Here is a 15,572-nt window from a genome sequence, read left to right on the forward strand (position 1 = left end):
TCTAATTAATGTTGACCACAGATCCTTTGATCGTCATACTGGCGGCGGCTTTGACCTCCATCCCGGCCGAAGCTTCGATAGCGGTACCCGCCGATGATTTCATTGCAATGGATTTGGCGGACAGGGACAGCTTGCCTCCCGCCGAGATTTCAATATCTGCACCAGCGGATACCGATACCTTATTCGCCTTCGTATCCAGGATGATCCGGTTCTTGCCTGACTTGTCGCTAATATGGATCTGCTCCGCGCCGCCCTTGTCATCCAGCTTGATTACGTGGCCCTTGGCGGAGGTAAGCGTGATGCTCTCTTCCCCCTTGGTATCGGCGAACTGCAGAACATGCCCGCTGCGGGATTTGAACAGGCGGATATTATTCTTGCCATCCTTGTTGGTCTCCGGCGGTATGTCTTTGCCATTCCACAAGGAGCCAATGATATAGGGGCGGTTGACATCCCCGTTCTCAAAAGCTACCAGCACCTCATCCTCCACCTCCGGCAGGCAAAACGCTCCCCGCTCCTTCCCGGCCATCCAGGACGCCATGCGCGCCCAGTTGGATTCCGGCATCCCCATCAGCGGGATCTTCACCTTCACCAATCCGGGGCCGGGCTTGTCCGCATGGTTCGTAGAGTCATTATTGATGACAATCCCCACCATTACGCCGAAGATCCGTCCCTCGTTCATGATGCTGTCCATAAAATTACTAATTCCGGGTCCTTCACTCATAGGCCAGTCCTCTTCACCTTGAACGTCGTGGTATAGCCCTTGCTGTCGATCTTGTGAACCGTGGCAACAATGTAATAAATTCCGCTGAAGCGCTCGCCCAGACCCATCAGCTTCACCGTCTGTCCTGCCCGGAGCTTCGGGTTCCCCCAGCACATGCCTTCCCCGGCAATGAACTCGCGCAGGCGGCTGTTGTAAGCAGCGGCGGCCAGCACCTTGGCTTCGTTCATATCCAGCAGATTCTCGGCCATAATGACAATCGGTGATTCCCCGACCGCTGCTGTGCTGATGGTGAAGCCGCCTTCCTTCCCGCCCATTCTGGTCGTCTCTTCTCCGCTCTTAGCGATAGCCTCAAGCTCCTTCTTCTCCTTCACATCCCAGCCCTTAAGTGTCACCTTACTCCCCCGGGTAAGAGCCCTCAGCTCCAGGTTCAGCCGTTCAAAATCCTTCTTGAAGCTCATCTCCGGCAGCACCGGGGCCTTCACGGACCGCGACTTGACGAAATGCAGCTTCTTATCTGCCGCGAACAGCTCATAATCAAGCAGGGCTGCCCGCTCCAGCAGAAATTCATAGTTGCTCTGATTATTCTGGTAGAGGTAGGGATACACCGTTCCGGTATCCTCCACCACAGGGGTCAATCCATGCTCCTTGGCGATTTCCCCCGCAATATCACTATCCTTCTTCTTCAGAAAAGCTTTGCTTCTCGTCCCCATACGCAGCCGGTGCAGCAGATCATATCCGCGGATATCCAGCACCGAGTGCTCCGCAAAGTTCAGATCCAGCGAGGTAATCTCCCCGCTGATCATCGGCTCCGGCTGGTCGAGTCCAAGGGAGAGCTTCAGCTGGTCGCCCGGCTTCAGGCTCGTCAGATCTGTTCCCCGCCACATGCCGCTTCCGGCATTCACCATATTCATCTGGATAGAGAATACCGACGGCAGATTAAGCTCATCCTCCAGCGTGACGCCTTCCACTGCCGCTGTCAGTTCAGCGGACAGCTTGCTTCCGTTCAGCTCAATTTTGTAATTCGCTACACTGGTGCCCATGCAATCCCCGCCTTAATCCGGGATAACCAGAGTTCTCCCGATATCATTTTTGCCAGGAAAGCCAACCGGATTGGCGATCCTGTTCAGCTCGGCAATTCTGCGCCAGGCCAGCGGCTCCTTCAGCGCCTCATTCGCAATGAGGTCGAGCCGGTCCCCGCTTTTGACCACCCACAGCTTCCGGCAGGCATTCAAGCCCTGGCTGTCCTCCACCGACTTATCCGGCTCATCTGTAATGAAGGTCACATCCAGCAGCGAGCGGACAGGCGTGCCGTTATCCATGAACATCGTGAACTTCTGCTCGATCTTGCTCAGCAAGCCGCGGTAGGTGAAGCCGCCCCAGACGAACATGCACACCGGCGGTTTTTTCGTGCTTTTGCCGCTGACCTTAGGATCAAGCAGCGAGGTCAGCTGCCGGGTCTTCTTGCGGACATCCTTGCGCTGCTCGTAGGTATCGTAGAACAAGGAGACCTTGAACTCCGGTGTCTCTGTAATCTGGAATTGCTTGTTATTCTTCTCCCCGGTATATTTGCCTTCAAAAGAAACGGTGTACTCATTGGGGTTAAACATCACCTCAATGGCTCCGACGGGCATATCCAGAGGAATGATCTTCGCTTTCTCCGCCATTATCTTAGCCCCCTCCGATCCTTGCGTATGTCCATTCTCTTCTCCAGCACCTGATAGACCCGCTCAGCCAGCTGATTCAGCTCTGCTGCATTCATGACCGGCGGCGGAACGGCCTTGGTGAAGGTCTGCGCCGGAGGCTCTGCCGCATGTTCCTGCAGCACCCGCTCCAGCTGCTGTTGCATGGGCTCCGGCAGAGCCGCGCGCGGTGCTTCAGGCTTCCGCAATACCAGGCGGCTAAGACTGGCGGCAGGCTGAAGGTCCGGTTCATAAGCAGGGCCATCCGCCCTAAGCGGACTGGCCGGCCTTCTTCGCTGCGGGGCGGACGGAAGCACTGTCCGGTCCGCAGCGTAGATCAGGCTGGCCTCCACCGGAGCCGCAGGTCCCGGCCCTCTTGGAGCTGCCCGTCCTGCGGCTCCAGCCGTTCGCGCAGAAGCCGCCTGCCCGGCCGCAGCTGGTGCACCTGACGCGCCCCCAATCGGCAGCAGGATCTGCGGCTGCGCCAGCTGAAATGACTTCATCGGCTGCCTCTGATGAACCGTACTAACGGCAGCGGGCAGCGGGCTCAGAAGCTCCTGCCTGCTCTCCAGCTGCTCAAGCGTTGCCGTCAGCTGCTGACCTAAGCCGAGCTGAAGGCTGGTACTTACGCTTGAATGCGGAAGCGACAGATTACCGGGCTTGAAGCTTAGCGTGGGAGTCTTAAGCTGTGCTTCCACAGCGGTCCCGGCTGAGCCTGGGACGGTCTCCCGTTCATGCTTCAATGCTTGTGCCCGTACCGGATGCCCTGGCTGCTGCCTCAAGGGCTGTGCTTCCGCTCCGGTCTCCCGTTCTTGCTTAAGGCCATAGCTCCGCAGCAGCTGCATTACCTGAACCAGCTGATGATGATGATTAATTGCATGTGCCGGTCTGCCTGTTATCCTGTCTTGCTGCCCTGGAAGGACAGAAGCAGTCCGCAGATCGCCTCTGGTCTGACGGTCTCTCTGGCTTCTTTCGCCAGTAGCGCCTGAAGGCAGTGGCTTCAGAACAGACAACCCGGACGGTGCAGAGACTTGCGCCGGTCTTGATCCGGCAGGCTGAACAGTTACAGGTTCAGCCGGATGAAGTGCTGCATTCTGTTTGCGATACTCCGTTGTTACCTGATGTTTATTACTTCTATACTGCCAGACTCTCTCTTGCAGCACCTGTACGGAGTTAAGTCGTCCGGCTGCTGAATGAAGCCCGCTCCGCAGATCCTCAGCTTGACCAGGAGAAGCAGATGGAGCGCTTAGTCCAGGCCTGATGCCGCTTTGAGTCACCAACAGGATGCGGCTTGCCGGTCCCGGCTGTACCTTCTCTGGCACTACCTTATAATAGAATGTCTGATGGATATGGTTGGTCACCAGGTCCGTACGCTGCAATGTCTCCGGCTGCGCAGCATATAGCGGATCGTGCCGCAGGATCAGACTCTTCAGCTTGCTCCGCCAGCGGGTCAAGCCGTATTTTGCCAGAATCGATTGAATGAACTCAGTCTGCTTCTGATTCGCAGGAGCTGCCGCCATCCGAATACTCCGGCTCATTACCGGTACCTGTACAGCCCGTTGTGAGTCAGAACCAGGCTCTCAACGGCTACCGCGCTGCTGCTGGCGTTGAACGCCGGTCCTTCCCACTTGATGGGGCAGGCTTCGATGAAGTTCCACCACACCTTGGGCGTGCCGGAATGATCCAAGAGACAGATGGACCCGCTGCGCCGCCGGATGACCCCGTTCACCACATTCTGATACCAGTTCCACAGATACTCATCATTCGTGACCCCGTTTTTCAGCGTCAGATCCGAGTATTTGGTCGGTCCCAGGAACACAAATTCCTTATGATTCTCACCGCCGAAGGTTTTGCGCTCCACCTGTGTCTCCACGCTAAGGCCTGAGACCTCTGAGAATCCCGCCACGGAGATCCCGTCAATTTCCACGATGAAGTTATAAGCAAGAAAGGGATCTTCCCGGTACCCGGGCACCCAGCTTCTTTTGGCGCCGATATTTAGCATATTTGCCTTCATGTTATCCTCTCCTAAGCCTCAAAGAAGTTCTTCTTCTCTTCCCCGCCACTCAGCTTCTGGTTGATCCGGCTGACTTCACTGCACCAGCGGTCCCGTTCAGCATGCTCCAGGTTCAGCACCGCCGTATAGTCCCAGTGCAGATAGTAGGTCAGAAAGGCTACCTCCTCGTAGAGGCGGTCAAGGGGGTAGCCGACTATTCCCCCGGCGGTTCCAGTTCAAGCTCGAAGCGCTGCTCACACTTGGGACACTGCGCATGAACCGCATTGCTCCCGTTCTGGTTAATCCGGTTGTACAGATCCTGCAGATAAGCAAAATCCGACGTATACAATTCTTCGATGACTCTCGGCGTAATCATGCCCAGTCCACCTAGTCCGGTGACCACTCTGGAGAGCAGAATGACTGTCAGATACGCGGGGTTCTGCTGAACCCGGGAATCCCGGAGCGGTGTAATCTCATCGGCTGCGGTAGCCAGACGCATGGTGCCCTGCTTATGCAGCGTGCCCGCTTCATCCACGTACCCTTTGGGCAGGGTGAAGCTGAATTCAGTTTGTAATAGTTCCATGTTCTCCCTCACTTCCTCATCAAGACCATCCTCATGCCTTCGCTTCCTTCCGGCGTCCCCGGCCGTGAATATGATGTCCATACCGTCCAGCTTATGTTTTGGCGTATTGCATCACATCCACAGTGACGATGACGATAAGCGGGAAGGCTATTTCACTCTGCGAACCCCTTCATGCACCAGCTCCATCGACTCGACAGAGACCTCGTTGCCTTTAGCGCTAAGGGCGCTGACATCATACTTGATCGGCCAGGCTTCGAGGATATCCCACTGCGCCTTGTCATTGCCTTCTTCATCCACCAGGATGATGGACAAGCTCTTGCGGTTTTTCAGCGCGCCTTTGTCCTCAATCGACTTGCGCCAGTTGTAGAGCTCCAAGGAGTCTGTCAGTCCCTTTTTCAAGGTAATGTTCCCGAATTTGGTCAAGCCCGACAGCTTGCGCGCATGCGGGGCATCGATGCCCTCCCGGTAATCTACAGCCTCTGTGGATGTATCCGGAATCGTTGCGTCCGCAAAGGCTGCGGTCTGAATGCCGTCAATTACAACGCGGAAGCGGTAATTGCGGTAGGGATCCAATCTTTTGCCGGTTGCCATAGCATAAATCTCCTCTCAATCTCTTATTTGGATAAGGTCTTCTGGCTGACCCGGATGACTACGAATTCAGCAGGTTTGACCGGGGCTACGCCCACTTCGATAATCAGCTGGCCGGCATCCCTTACAGCAGGCGGATTGTTCTCCTCGTCCACTTTGACGAAAAAGGCCTCTTCCTGCGTGGTTCCGTAGAGCGCACCATCTCTCCATACGCGGGTCAGGAAGGCGGTGAGATTGCGTTTGACCTTGCCCCACAGGCTCGGATCATTCGGTTCAAACACGACCCACTGGCTGCCCTCATCCAGCGACTCTTCAATGTACATCATCAGCCGCCGGACGTTGACGTAACTCCACTCCGAATCGGCGGACAACGTTCTGGCCCCCCAGACACAGATGCCTTCCGGCAAGGAGCGGATCACGTTGATGCCGCCGGGATTCAGCAGCTCCTGCTCCGCCTTCGTGATGATCTTCTCAATCCCTACTACGGAATCCAGATAGCCGTCGGTGGTGCCAGCCGGTGCTTTGTGGACACCGCGAACAGCATCGACATAAGCGTACGTACCGGCAATCGCCCCGGACGGCGGCACAAGCTTCTGCTTCCCGGTCAGCGGATCATTAATGTAGACCCAAGGATAGTACAGGGCACCGTACGACGTATTGAATGAATTGCCCGAATAATCGCCCGCCCCCTCCTTGAAATCCTTGACCTCCAGCGGGCTTAAGCCATGCGGAGGATCTACGATGAAGATGCAGTCTTTTCTCAGCTTGCAGTAATTCAGCATATCCAGGATGGTGCCCCGGCTGTACGCCATATCTGCAAGGTCTGGAGCCGCTACAATGTTGATGCCGTCAATCGTATCGAATGCGTGGATACCGGCCCGCTTGACCGCATCCCCCAGGAAGTCAATCGGGGACATCCCGTTCACACCGCCGCTGAGGGACAGGGCTGCTTCATTGAACGCCGGCGTTTTCTCCATATTCTCCAGAATGGTCAGGTCCACCAGCGGCTTCACACTGACAAAGGCGGATACCTGATTCACCTTTTCTTCAAAATTGATCAGCAGCATGTTGTCGAAGATTTCGACGATTTTGCCCTCTTCGTCTTCTCCGCTGTATTCATTATTGAAATCACTGTCCAGCAAATACTGCACAATCATCTTGAAGCCAAATTGCTGCTTGTTGGAGGACGGGCTGATCTTGACCGAAATTCGGTTGCCCCACTCCCCTTCCGAACGTGCAACTACCTTGAACAAATCCAGATTATCGGTATCGCGAACCGCAAGCGAAGCCGGCCGGATATCGGTGGATGCCGCTCTCACTACGTAGCAGGAGGTGCCTCCTTCCGCAAAAAAGTTATACACGGCATAAGCCAGATAGCCATTAGGGATAAACTGACCGAACTCATTGACGAACTGGCTCCAGTTGGTGACCAGTACCGCTTTGCCGATGACCCCTTTTTCTGCGATTCCGACGAAGGCCCCGACTGAGGTGCCCACACCGGCAATCGGCTTGACCCCGCTTGAGACTTCCTCCACATATACGCCTGGCGATAAATAATTTGCCATCTCTTACCCTCCTAAAAAAGTTTAATTAGCTTCTGCTTCTGAGAGAAACCTTCGGCATAACTGGCTGAGAAAGCATAAACTAAAGTTAGATCAGCTTACACAATCCGGTTAGGCACAGCTGCCTTTGTCTGCGGAATATCCGCTGGTACGGGTGCCTTGCATGTCATTCCCTCCATGAATCACTCCCTTCACAGAAGCAGTCTCTGCCAGCTTGGTCTACATGGGATGAACGCCCAGCTCTTTCACCTCAACCCGTGGGATCAGGATCGTCTTATCCGCAGGCAGCCGCACCGGCGACACCAGATAGGACAGGCTCACCTTAGCCGGCTTCCCGGGGAACACCTCCCACAGCTGCTTGATATCCTGAATCGTCAGGTTGTTATAGGAGATCCGGATCTTCTCATTGCCGCATTCGGCCAGGTTCCCCCGCAGATCGCTGCCGCTAAGCACCGGATGCTCATGGAACAGCTGAAAGATCCGGCCCAGGATCAGCTGCTCGGTCTCCCTGTCCTTGGCGTATGGCGTGAGCAGATAGTACAAATCCAGATAAGCCGGCGGATACATGAACTCATTCTTGCCGCCGGTCGCTTCCTTCTCACTGTTGCGCATACTCGGGCTATGGCTCAAATAGTACAAACACATGGACAGCTTCATCGTTGAGCTGTCAATGTCACTCGGAGAGCCGAAGCTGATGAAGCTGTCATCGTTCAGCTCAGGTACATGTGCTTTCAATAGTGCCTTCAGGCTGGTGCTGACATCTCTTATTACCGTACCTGTATCCACGGCCATGCTTATTTCACCTCGATCAGTGTGTGATAGGGCGCATAATCCGATTGCAAAAAGGTTCTGCCCAGCTTCAGATACTCCCGCTTGGCTGCCAGCATGATCTGCTTCATCCCGATGGAACAGCCTTCATGCGCCGCATAAAAGGCTGCATTCAAGGCAATGTTCTTGATGTTGCCTCCGGCCAGAATGAACTTCTCTGCCATGAAGCCATAATCCAGATCAGGATCAAGCGGCGCTCCCGCCGGGAACATTCCCCGCCAGATCCGGCCGCGCTGCTGCTGCTCCGGGAACGGGAATTCCAGCTTGAAGTGCAGCCTGCGGGCGAAGGCATCGTCCAGGTTCTGATTCAGGTTGGTCGCCAGAATCACAATTCCCGTATACTCCTCCATCTTCTGCAGCAGGTAGCTGATCTCCACATTCGCATACCGGTCATGCGCATCCTTGACCTCAGAGCGCTTGCCGAACAAGGCATCCGCTTCGTCGAAGAAGAGAATGGCGTTCGAGGTCTCCGCCTCATCAAAAATCCGCGACAGATTCTTCTCGGTCTCCCCGATGTACTTGCTCACAATCTGTGAGACATCGATCTTGTAGAGTTCCAGACTCAGCTCAGTTGCAATCACCTCAGCGGCCATCGTCTTCCCGGAGCCTGGCGGCCCCGAGAACAGGATGTTCAGCCCTCTGCCGAGCGACAGCCGTCCTGCAAAGCCCCACTCTCCATAGACGAGTGCGCGGTATTTCACCTGACGGCAGATTTCCTCCAGCTGATTCAGCTGCTCTTCGGGAAGCACCAGCATGTCCCAGGTATACATGGCCTGGACCTTCGAGGCCAGTGCCTGGATTCTGCGGCTGGACTGGAAGTAACAGGCTTCGTAGAGATCCTTCGTGCTGATCCCGTTCTCCCTGAAGCCGTTCCAGACGGCGATGTTCTCACCGCCGTTCAGAGCGGCCCGGATCTGGCTTGCCGTGAAGCGGAAGCTGCCGCTGACTTCATCCAGTTCCATCTGCGGAGACAGCTTATACTCCTGACCCAAGACAGTCCACGCAGCCTTGCGGGCCGCCGCATCCGGAAAGGGCAAGTCGATCTGCATGAAGTTCAGCGGAATTCCGGTGAAGCTGATTCCCCACTGCGCTTCTCCAAGGATGAACGTCAGCGGTGCACAGTCTGCCAGCATCTCCATAAGGAGCCGGATCTGCAGACTGTATCGGTCATCCTCTGTCACCAGGCTGTCGAAGCCAGTGAAGCAGAGGGCCGTCTTCATCAGCAGCGCATGCCGTCCAAGCAGTCTCAGCATTTCACTGAAATCAGCCTCAGGGCGCAGCAGCTTCTCCAGATCGGCAACCAGGACAGAGAGTCCCAGGGTGCCGCAGACCTCGCGGATACCGCCCAGCTTCAGAGCCTCATCCGGCCCGCTAATGTATAGCAGGCTGCTGGAGCTATCAGGGCTGCCGGCTCCGCAGCAGCTGTAATGCTTCACGAACCGCAGCAGCTTCTGCTCCAGCTCAGCCGGAAAATGGATCTGCTGGGGAAGAGGCACCGCGCTAAGCTTCGCCGCCTTCGTCAGACGCTCATCCAGCACCTCATAGCCGAGCAGCAGATTCACCGCCCAATCCTCCAGCTTCAGCGGCCGGGCGATTAACGGAATGCGGCTGTCGCCGTACTCCCCTCTTCGTTCCAGCAGCAGCTTCATCAGCGGTGCACGGACATCGAACAGCAAGCGGGCCGCCTGCCGCTCCTCCTCTGCCCCGGCGAATACCTCCAGGACCCCACCCACCGAAGGGCGCTTGTCCGACATATCATTCTGCAGGTAGGCATAGATTCGCCCGTACTTGCCGTCCAGCTCAGGCGCCAGACAAGCAACCAGGATGCTTACCTCCAGCCCTGACAGGTTAAGTGCAGAAGCGACCTCCGGGAGCATGAGCCTGGGCGCGGGACTGGGTGAATGCTCTGCTGATGGGTGGAAATTAGTCCTCAGTCTGGCAGCGATCTTCCGTTCCAGCTGAGCTATTTCCGCTGTTAAGAGATTGATGTAACGCTCATCTTCCGGCTGGACATCCAGCAAACTGCGGATCTCCTCGTCCACAAGCTCCAGCTCTGCGTGCGGCTGCGGTCCTTCAAGGTACCTGAGCTTGAGCCGGAGCTCCAGCAGTTGCAGCTCTTCTGCGAGATGCTCTTGGTTCGAGCTGTAGGGCGGAGCGGGTTCGCCGCTCTCCTCTCGGGGAGCTGCTGCTTCGGAATTTGCTTCAGGAACTGCTGGTTCATGAGCGGAAGCAAGAGCAGCGCTTGTGCCAAGCTCGGCAGCTTCGACCCGTTCCACACCATCAGCAGCCTCCGCTGTTTCCTTTCGATAGCTTCTAGCCCATTTAATAAATTTCATCGGCAGTTCTGTCCTCACTCTATATTTTCTTGTTCATATATAAAGTAAGTTTTGGGAGGGGGATTACAACTGGAGGGAGGGGGGAAATTAAAATTATGATGAACTATATTAAGAAAAGAAGCTTATTAACCCATTACTTTAAAGGGAATAAGCTTCAATAATTGATATTGTTATTCTTTTAGAATTCCTAAATCTTTTTCATTCGCTTCCCCATTAGCTCTTGATGACCTTGACTCCAATGCTGCTGAGAGCGCGATTGCCGCAGGTGTCTGAAAAGAGATTTACTGATTTTGGTGATTTAATTAGTAAAGAGTCTCCCTACAGCTTCCATATTCAGCCCTTGCCCTTTTTCTTGTCTTTTCTTTCTTTTTCTTTTGCCTCCAATTCTGCTCTAGCGGCTAACATATTAGCAATAAAGTCACTATTCATTCTTTCTCTTACAATTTTCACTTCAACATTTTGTTCTTCTGGCTGTTCAATTTCAAGACTATTAATAAAATCAGTAAAAGTATTTGAAATTAAAAATATATTATCCCAATAATCATCTAAACCAATATTTCTATATTTTTTTTCATTAAGCATTAAATTTGCACTCAATTCATCTTCGTGATGCCAAAAATAAATTTTCTCATTGTAATTACCCTTTACACCGATACATATAAGATTTCCATTCCCATCGTCCGCAATAGGCACTAACGAGCTGGGAATTCTTTCATAATACTGATTAATTTTATTTTCCAGGTCATCCACGCCACCATCAAAACCAAAAAAAGAATCAAAAGTACTAAGGCCATTCTTATCTACACAAGGAGATAATTCTATTGATTTATAGGTAACACTTTCATTGAATATAGAATTTCCGTATTTAAGTACAAAAAGCTTATACAATTCAGGAAATGAAATATTGTATTTATTTTCAATATTAGAAACACGAACCATGGGATCAACTATATCTCTACTTGGTAATCCTATAGCATTTAAATGTTCTTCCATACGATTAAAGGTTTTGTTTATCTCTTTCATTCGTTATCTGAGCTCCTTTAAGTTTATATTTGCTACTACTTTCTTCTCTTTAGATCTTTTTGACGTGGTTTAATCCATTGCGTTTCTCATTTCAGATGCCGAACCCTTATGTGGTATATTTCCATGAAGTTTTGACGGAATCATTTGTATTTCTGTATTACTTAAATGGTGAGGCGTCAATCCTTGAGACTTTAATAGTGCCTTGGCTTGAGTTTTATTTTTAGCTAATCCCAGTTCTACGAGCCTATTATAAACAAGTTTAAAATCAGCATCAGTTCCATTTAATTGTCCCAATTCAAATTCTAATTCATAATTTGACCATCTTGAAAAATCAGGCTTGCCATCTTTGAATATTATAGGCTCGTCTCCTATTACTTCCTTTACTTCTGAATGATCAGAATACCATTTCCCGTTCCCAGGTTCTCCTTCCCATTTACCACCTGTTCTAGGAAGTCTTTCTTTCGGCTTATTTCTAGATTTTTTTCAGGAGTCGGTTCTTTAATACTATCAAAATCAATCTTACTTTTATCTCCGTCAGCATTCTTTGAGATTTCTATTCGCTTATCACTATCTAATTTATTTAGTTTGCTATGTTCTGCAGCATTAAGCTTAACCGGTTGCTTACCCTCTTGCTTTAATCGCTTAAACTCCTGTTCGAAGTCTTTCTTTGGGATGTCCTGCATAGTCCCGTCAATCAGCAACACCCAAGGATTAACCTCGCCGTACAGACGAATATGCTTGCCCTTGCGCACCAGCTTAAACTTCTTGAACTTGAACTTCTGCAGAATCCGGTCCAGCAGGCCCCGGAGATTTTTGGCCCCCTTCATAAGCCCTTTTTGCAGGCTCTTAATCACGATTTTACCATTACGTATAATCATGCTGCCGCTCTTGGATGCAAGCTTGGCTCCGGATTTCAGCAAGCTCTTGATGCCCTTGGCTCCAGCACCCGCTAAGTTCTTGGCACCCTTCGCGGCTGCATCAATACCCTTTTTCGCTGCTTGTCCGGCTTTCTTGACTCCTGCTCCGATGGCCTTGAAGCCCAGCTCCATTGCCAGCTCAACCAATCCCATCGCCAGTGCTGTAGCGAGCGCAATCGCGGCAGGTTCGATCATCTTCTGCCAGCCCTGGCTCAGGTAGGTACCGATGTAAACGGAGGCCTGGACAATGGTCTGCGACCACGATCCCTGCCAAGATCCCGATGACTGCCCTGAAAGTTTTAAATATTTTCATTTAATCTGTTTTATTACATATGATTTTAGTGAGTTTTAGTCGGGGGAGTACAACTTGGGGAGGAAAAAAAGGTTAATCACCGGATACTAAATCCTTTAGATTAACCTTTCCCCATTATGTTATCCTAATATTCTTGGAAGCGGAGTATCAGCTATACCTCCGTCCCCGTGTAGTATTGGATATATCTTTCTCTTGGAGGAACCAACTCATCATCTAGCAGTTCTGCACTGGTTAATACCGCTTTATTCTCTAATCGGGATATGAACAATACATAATAATCTCCCAGGGATGGTAAGACAAATAGAGCGTAGTTGCTATTTTTTAATAGTCTGTTCGTTTCCCGTATCTTATCAGGCAAGAATTCATACTCCAGTTCACCGAGCGCTTCCAGTTCACCTTGTGTTGCAAGCTCTATTCCACGCTCAAACTCATAATCCAAAATATAATTTACAATTTCATTGTCTTCCTCTCCTTTATAATCCAGAAAGAGAAAGGCTCCGCTCGACAAGCCATATTTTAAGACTCTTTCATAATGGCTTGTACGATCCTCCCCTTCCAGAATCGCTACTGCATCCTCCTGGCCCGGAAATAGGACTTCCAGTATTCCTTTATCCAACATCTGCTTATCCTCCGTTATGCATTATTGGAAAAGCGCTTCCCCATATTGATTCAAGAAATAATCCGGATAATTTTTACGATAAAAGCTATCAATTTGCACCAGTAGAGGATCTTTCTCCGGGTATGGCTCTGGCTCCTGAAACACCATTTGCGCCTCAGGTGTATTCATCAACAGCTCTTCAAAATGTTGTGGAACCGCTAACCCCTTCTTCTTCCTAACATGGAGCAGAAACAAGATTTCATATGGATAGAATCCATACCGGTAGTCACCAAATTCAATAGATTTCCCCAGTTCAGAGGCCAGCTCGGAATGATAATTGATCATTTGTCCTATCAAAGCGGTTATTTCTTCTATAGGAGTTGACCAGCATTTCAGTACTTTATCGTAAATCCCCAAATCGTCAGGTAGAAGATCATTTCTGAGGTCTTTGCTCTCAAGCTCCTTTTTGACAAAAGTATAGACATTCCGGCTAGCCCCTAAAAGAGTTTTATTTCTATACTGTAAGTATAGCTCCAGCAAAAACCACGTGTGCTTGTTCCAATCATTAGATGAAATAAAACGATCTGATATATATGCAGCAATAAAATCAAAAAGAATTCTTTCTTCTTTCTGCCAACCGAACATTGTAAAATGAATTAAGGTCGAAATTATTTCCTTAAATGTATAATCCACTGTCGAATTAGGATATCGGATTCTATATAACTCCTGCGATATACATTGATAAAATACAGCGGGATACATCATTTTTAATCCTTCAATACGATTTGTATTTTGGACTAATACGTCCTCCTTCCATGTCATTAAATAGTTATCGTATATCGTTCCAAGATTAATTAACAAGACATGATCCCTGTCTACATTATTGGATTCAACAATATCAACAATTTTACTTATACACCTCTCATACTCCGTTTTCCCATGCTCAATAAAGCTTTCATTGACAAAGTTATTGCGATATTTTTTATAGGACATGCTTAATTTTTTAGAATTTAGCATTAGATTCTCCTTCATAAAAATTATTCTATTCTTTTTGACCAATCCCTGATTTTCAACTCATCTACTCCAAAACCAATATCCGTTTTCTTTAAATCAGCTTCAACCCTGATAAAGTCTATCTCTAATTCATAGTTTTCCTCCTTTAACTGTTTATACCTATCATTAAAACCAGCATATCTGGGATCATTACTAAATCGCATTTTCTCGAAATACTGTCCTCCACCTGACTTCTGAGCATCAGAGTAAACAAAGTGGGCTCTCTCCGAAGTCTTTGCTTCAATAATAGTTAGCTTTGGTGGTGGTCCTTTAGATAAAAACGCACCATCTAATCCGTTCCTACCCTTCTGAAATAGTGACGAGACGTCATCGCCGAGATTATTTTGCTTAGCGACAATTCTCGCTACCTCTTCACCAAAGTTTCCTTTGTCATGATTATAAACAGTTGATGTTGTACCAATTTTTCTTTCATGCTCTTTAGCCAGCTTGAGATCAAATTTTTCGCTTATATCATCCGTTGCGTCAAGTTTATTGGCAAGCTTGCTTTTTGCAGTAATGATTTTGTTTAAGCTAGCTTTATTTCCCCCTGCAAGCTCGGCAACCTTAAGTCTTTCAATATCATCTAGCTTTTTAAGATTGGAATGAGCAAAGCGATCGAGTTCAACCGGCTTCATTCCATCTTTCTTTAATTTTTTAAATTCTTTATTGAAGTCCTGCTCCTTGATGTCCTTCATAGTCCCATCAGCCAGCAACACCCAAGGATTAACCTCGCCATACAGACGAATATGCTTGCCCTTACGCACCAGCTTAAACTTCTTGAACTTGAATTTCTGCAGAATCCGGTCCAGCAGGCCCCGGAGATTTTTGGCCCCCTTCATGAGCCCCTTTTGCAGGCTCTTAATCACGATTTTACCATTACGTATAATCATGCTGCCGCTCTTGGAGGCCAGCTTGGCCCCGGATTTCAGCAGGCTCTTGATGCCTTTGGCTCCTGCGCCTACAACGTTCTTCACCCCGCTGGCTGCCGCTCCGACGCCCTTCTTGACAGCTTGTCCGGCTTTCTTGACTCCTGTTCCTATGGCCTTGAAGCCCAGCTCCATTGCGAGCTCAACGAGTCCCATGGCCAGTGCCGTTGCGAGCGCGATGGCCGCAGGTTCAATCATCTTCTGCCAGCCCTGGCTCAGGTAGGTACCAATATAGCCGGAGGCCTGGACAAGGGTCTGCGCCACGGATTTAATCGCATCTGCCTGCAGGTATACGGTGATGATTTTAATAGTCATCGGAAGCTTTCCAAAAAGTTACTGAGAGAATAAAGAAAAAAGAAGGTCGATTATTCAGTTATTAAACTGAAATCGACCTGATGGATTGATAGTTAGAGGTTGTGTGAAAAATGTGAAGAGTTTGTCTTTACTCGTAG

General features: G+C 50.3%; 17 protein-coding genes. All 17 read right to left on the reverse strand.

What is annotated here, in order from left to right; genetic code table 11:
* Position 1 precedes the first annotated feature (1 nt).
* Entirely contained in the window at positions 2–721 is a 720-nt protein-coding gene (locus NYE24_RS07195) for a phage baseplate assembly protein V (RefSeq protein WP_051494044.1), read from the reverse strand.
* On the reverse strand, positions 718–1,761 hold the full coding sequence (locus NYE24_RS07200; protein ID WP_342478372.1) for a hypothetical protein: 1,044 nt from the start codon (positions 1,759–1,761) through the stop codon (positions 718–720). Before NYE24_RS07200 ends, NYE24_RS07195 begins: the two co-directional genes overlap by 4 nt.
* A 12-nt stretch (positions 1,762–1,773) precedes the next feature.
* Positions 1,774–2,385, reverse strand: coding sequence for a LysM peptidoglycan-binding domain-containing protein (locus NYE24_RS07205; RefSeq protein WP_036701053.1), 612 nt, complete (start codon positions 2,383–2,385; stop codon positions 1,774–1,776).
* The gene (locus NYE24_RS07210) at positions 2,385–3,938 is read right to left on the reverse strand and encodes a hypothetical protein (RefSeq protein ID WP_342478373.1); all 1,554 of its coding nucleotides are present in this window, start codon (positions 3,936–3,938) and stop codon (positions 2,385–2,387) included. Before NYE24_RS07210 ends, NYE24_RS07205 begins: the two co-directional genes overlap by 1 nt.
* Positions 3,938–4,414: a phage tail protein gene (locus NYE24_RS07215; protein ID WP_036701048.1), complete on the reverse strand. Its 477-nt coding sequence runs from the start codon at positions 4,412–4,414 to the stop codon at positions 3,938–3,940. Before NYE24_RS07215 ends, NYE24_RS07210 begins: the two co-directional genes overlap by 1 nt.
* Positions 4,415–4,425: 11 nt before the next feature.
* Positions 4,426–4,611, reverse strand: coding sequence for a DUF6760 family protein (locus NYE24_RS07220; RefSeq protein WP_076083189.1), 186 nt, complete (start codon positions 4,609–4,611; stop codon positions 4,426–4,428).
* Positions 4,608–4,976, reverse strand: coding sequence for a hypothetical protein (locus NYE24_RS07225; RefSeq protein WP_036701224.1), 369 nt, complete (start codon positions 4,974–4,976; stop codon positions 4,608–4,610). The genes NYE24_RS07220 and NYE24_RS07225 overlap by 4 nt, the downstream gene beginning before the upstream one ends.
* Before the next feature lie 147 nt (positions 4,977–5,123).
* Entirely contained in the window at positions 5,124–5,567 is a 444-nt protein-coding gene (locus tag NYE24_RS07230) for a phage tail protein (protein ID WP_019910188.1), read from the reverse strand.
* 23 nt (positions 5,568–5,590) lie between these two features.
* On the reverse strand, positions 5,591–7,129 hold the full coding sequence (locus tag NYE24_RS07235) for a phage tail sheath C-terminal domain-containing protein (RefSeq protein WP_036701046.1): 1,539 nt from the start codon (positions 7,127–7,129) through the stop codon (positions 5,591–5,593).
* 216 nt (positions 7,130–7,345) lie between these two features.
* On the reverse strand, positions 7,346–7,918 hold the full coding sequence (locus tag NYE24_RS07240) for a DUF4255 domain-containing protein (protein ID WP_342478374.1): 573 nt from the start codon (positions 7,916–7,918) through the stop codon (positions 7,346–7,348).
* Between the two features lie 2 nt (positions 7,919–7,920).
* On the reverse strand, positions 7,921–10,290 hold the full coding sequence (locus NYE24_RS07245; protein ID WP_342478375.1) for an ATP-binding protein: 2,370 nt from the start codon (positions 10,288–10,290) through the stop codon (positions 7,921–7,923).
* Positions 10,291–10,623: 333 nt separating this feature from the next.
* On the reverse strand, positions 10,624–11,313 hold the full coding sequence (locus NYE24_RS07250; protein ID WP_076162503.1) for an SMI1/KNR4 family protein: 690 nt from the start codon (positions 11,311–11,313) through the stop codon (positions 10,624–10,626).
* Positions 11,314–11,382: 69 nt separating this feature from the next.
* Positions 11,383–11,607, reverse strand: a complete 225-nt coding sequence (locus NYE24_RS07255) for an HNH endonuclease (protein ID WP_342478376.1) — start codon at positions 11,605–11,607, stop codon at positions 11,383–11,385.
* Between the two features lie 86 nt (positions 11,608–11,693).
* Positions 11,694–12,425 (reverse strand): hypothetical protein, encoded by a 732-nt coding sequence (locus NYE24_RS07260; protein ID WP_342478377.1) that lies wholly within the window; start codon positions 12,423–12,425, stop codon positions 11,694–11,696.
* A gap of 269 nt (positions 12,426–12,694) precedes the next feature.
* Positions 12,695–13,162, reverse strand: coding sequence for a hypothetical protein (locus tag NYE24_RS07265; RefSeq protein ID WP_342478378.1), 468 nt, complete (start codon positions 13,160–13,162; stop codon positions 12,695–12,697).
* Positions 13,163–13,183: 21 nt separating this feature from the next.
* Positions 13,184–14,158, reverse strand: a complete 975-nt coding sequence (locus NYE24_RS07270; RefSeq protein ID WP_342479211.1) for a hypothetical protein — start codon at positions 14,156–14,158, stop codon at positions 13,184–13,186.
* Between the two features lie 20 nt (positions 14,159–14,178).
* Complete coding sequence (locus NYE24_RS07275) at positions 14,179–15,435, reverse strand: hypothetical protein (protein WP_235218576.1); 1,257 nt, start codon at positions 15,433–15,435, stop codon at positions 14,179–14,181.
* Positions 15,436–15,572 lie beyond the last annotated feature (137 nt).

The sequence above is a fragment of the Paenibacillus sp. FSL H7-0350 genome (genome assembly GCF_038593195.1).
In the GTDB taxonomy this organism is placed as follows: Bacteria; Bacillota; Bacilli; order Paenibacillales; family Paenibacillaceae; genus Paenibacillus_AQ.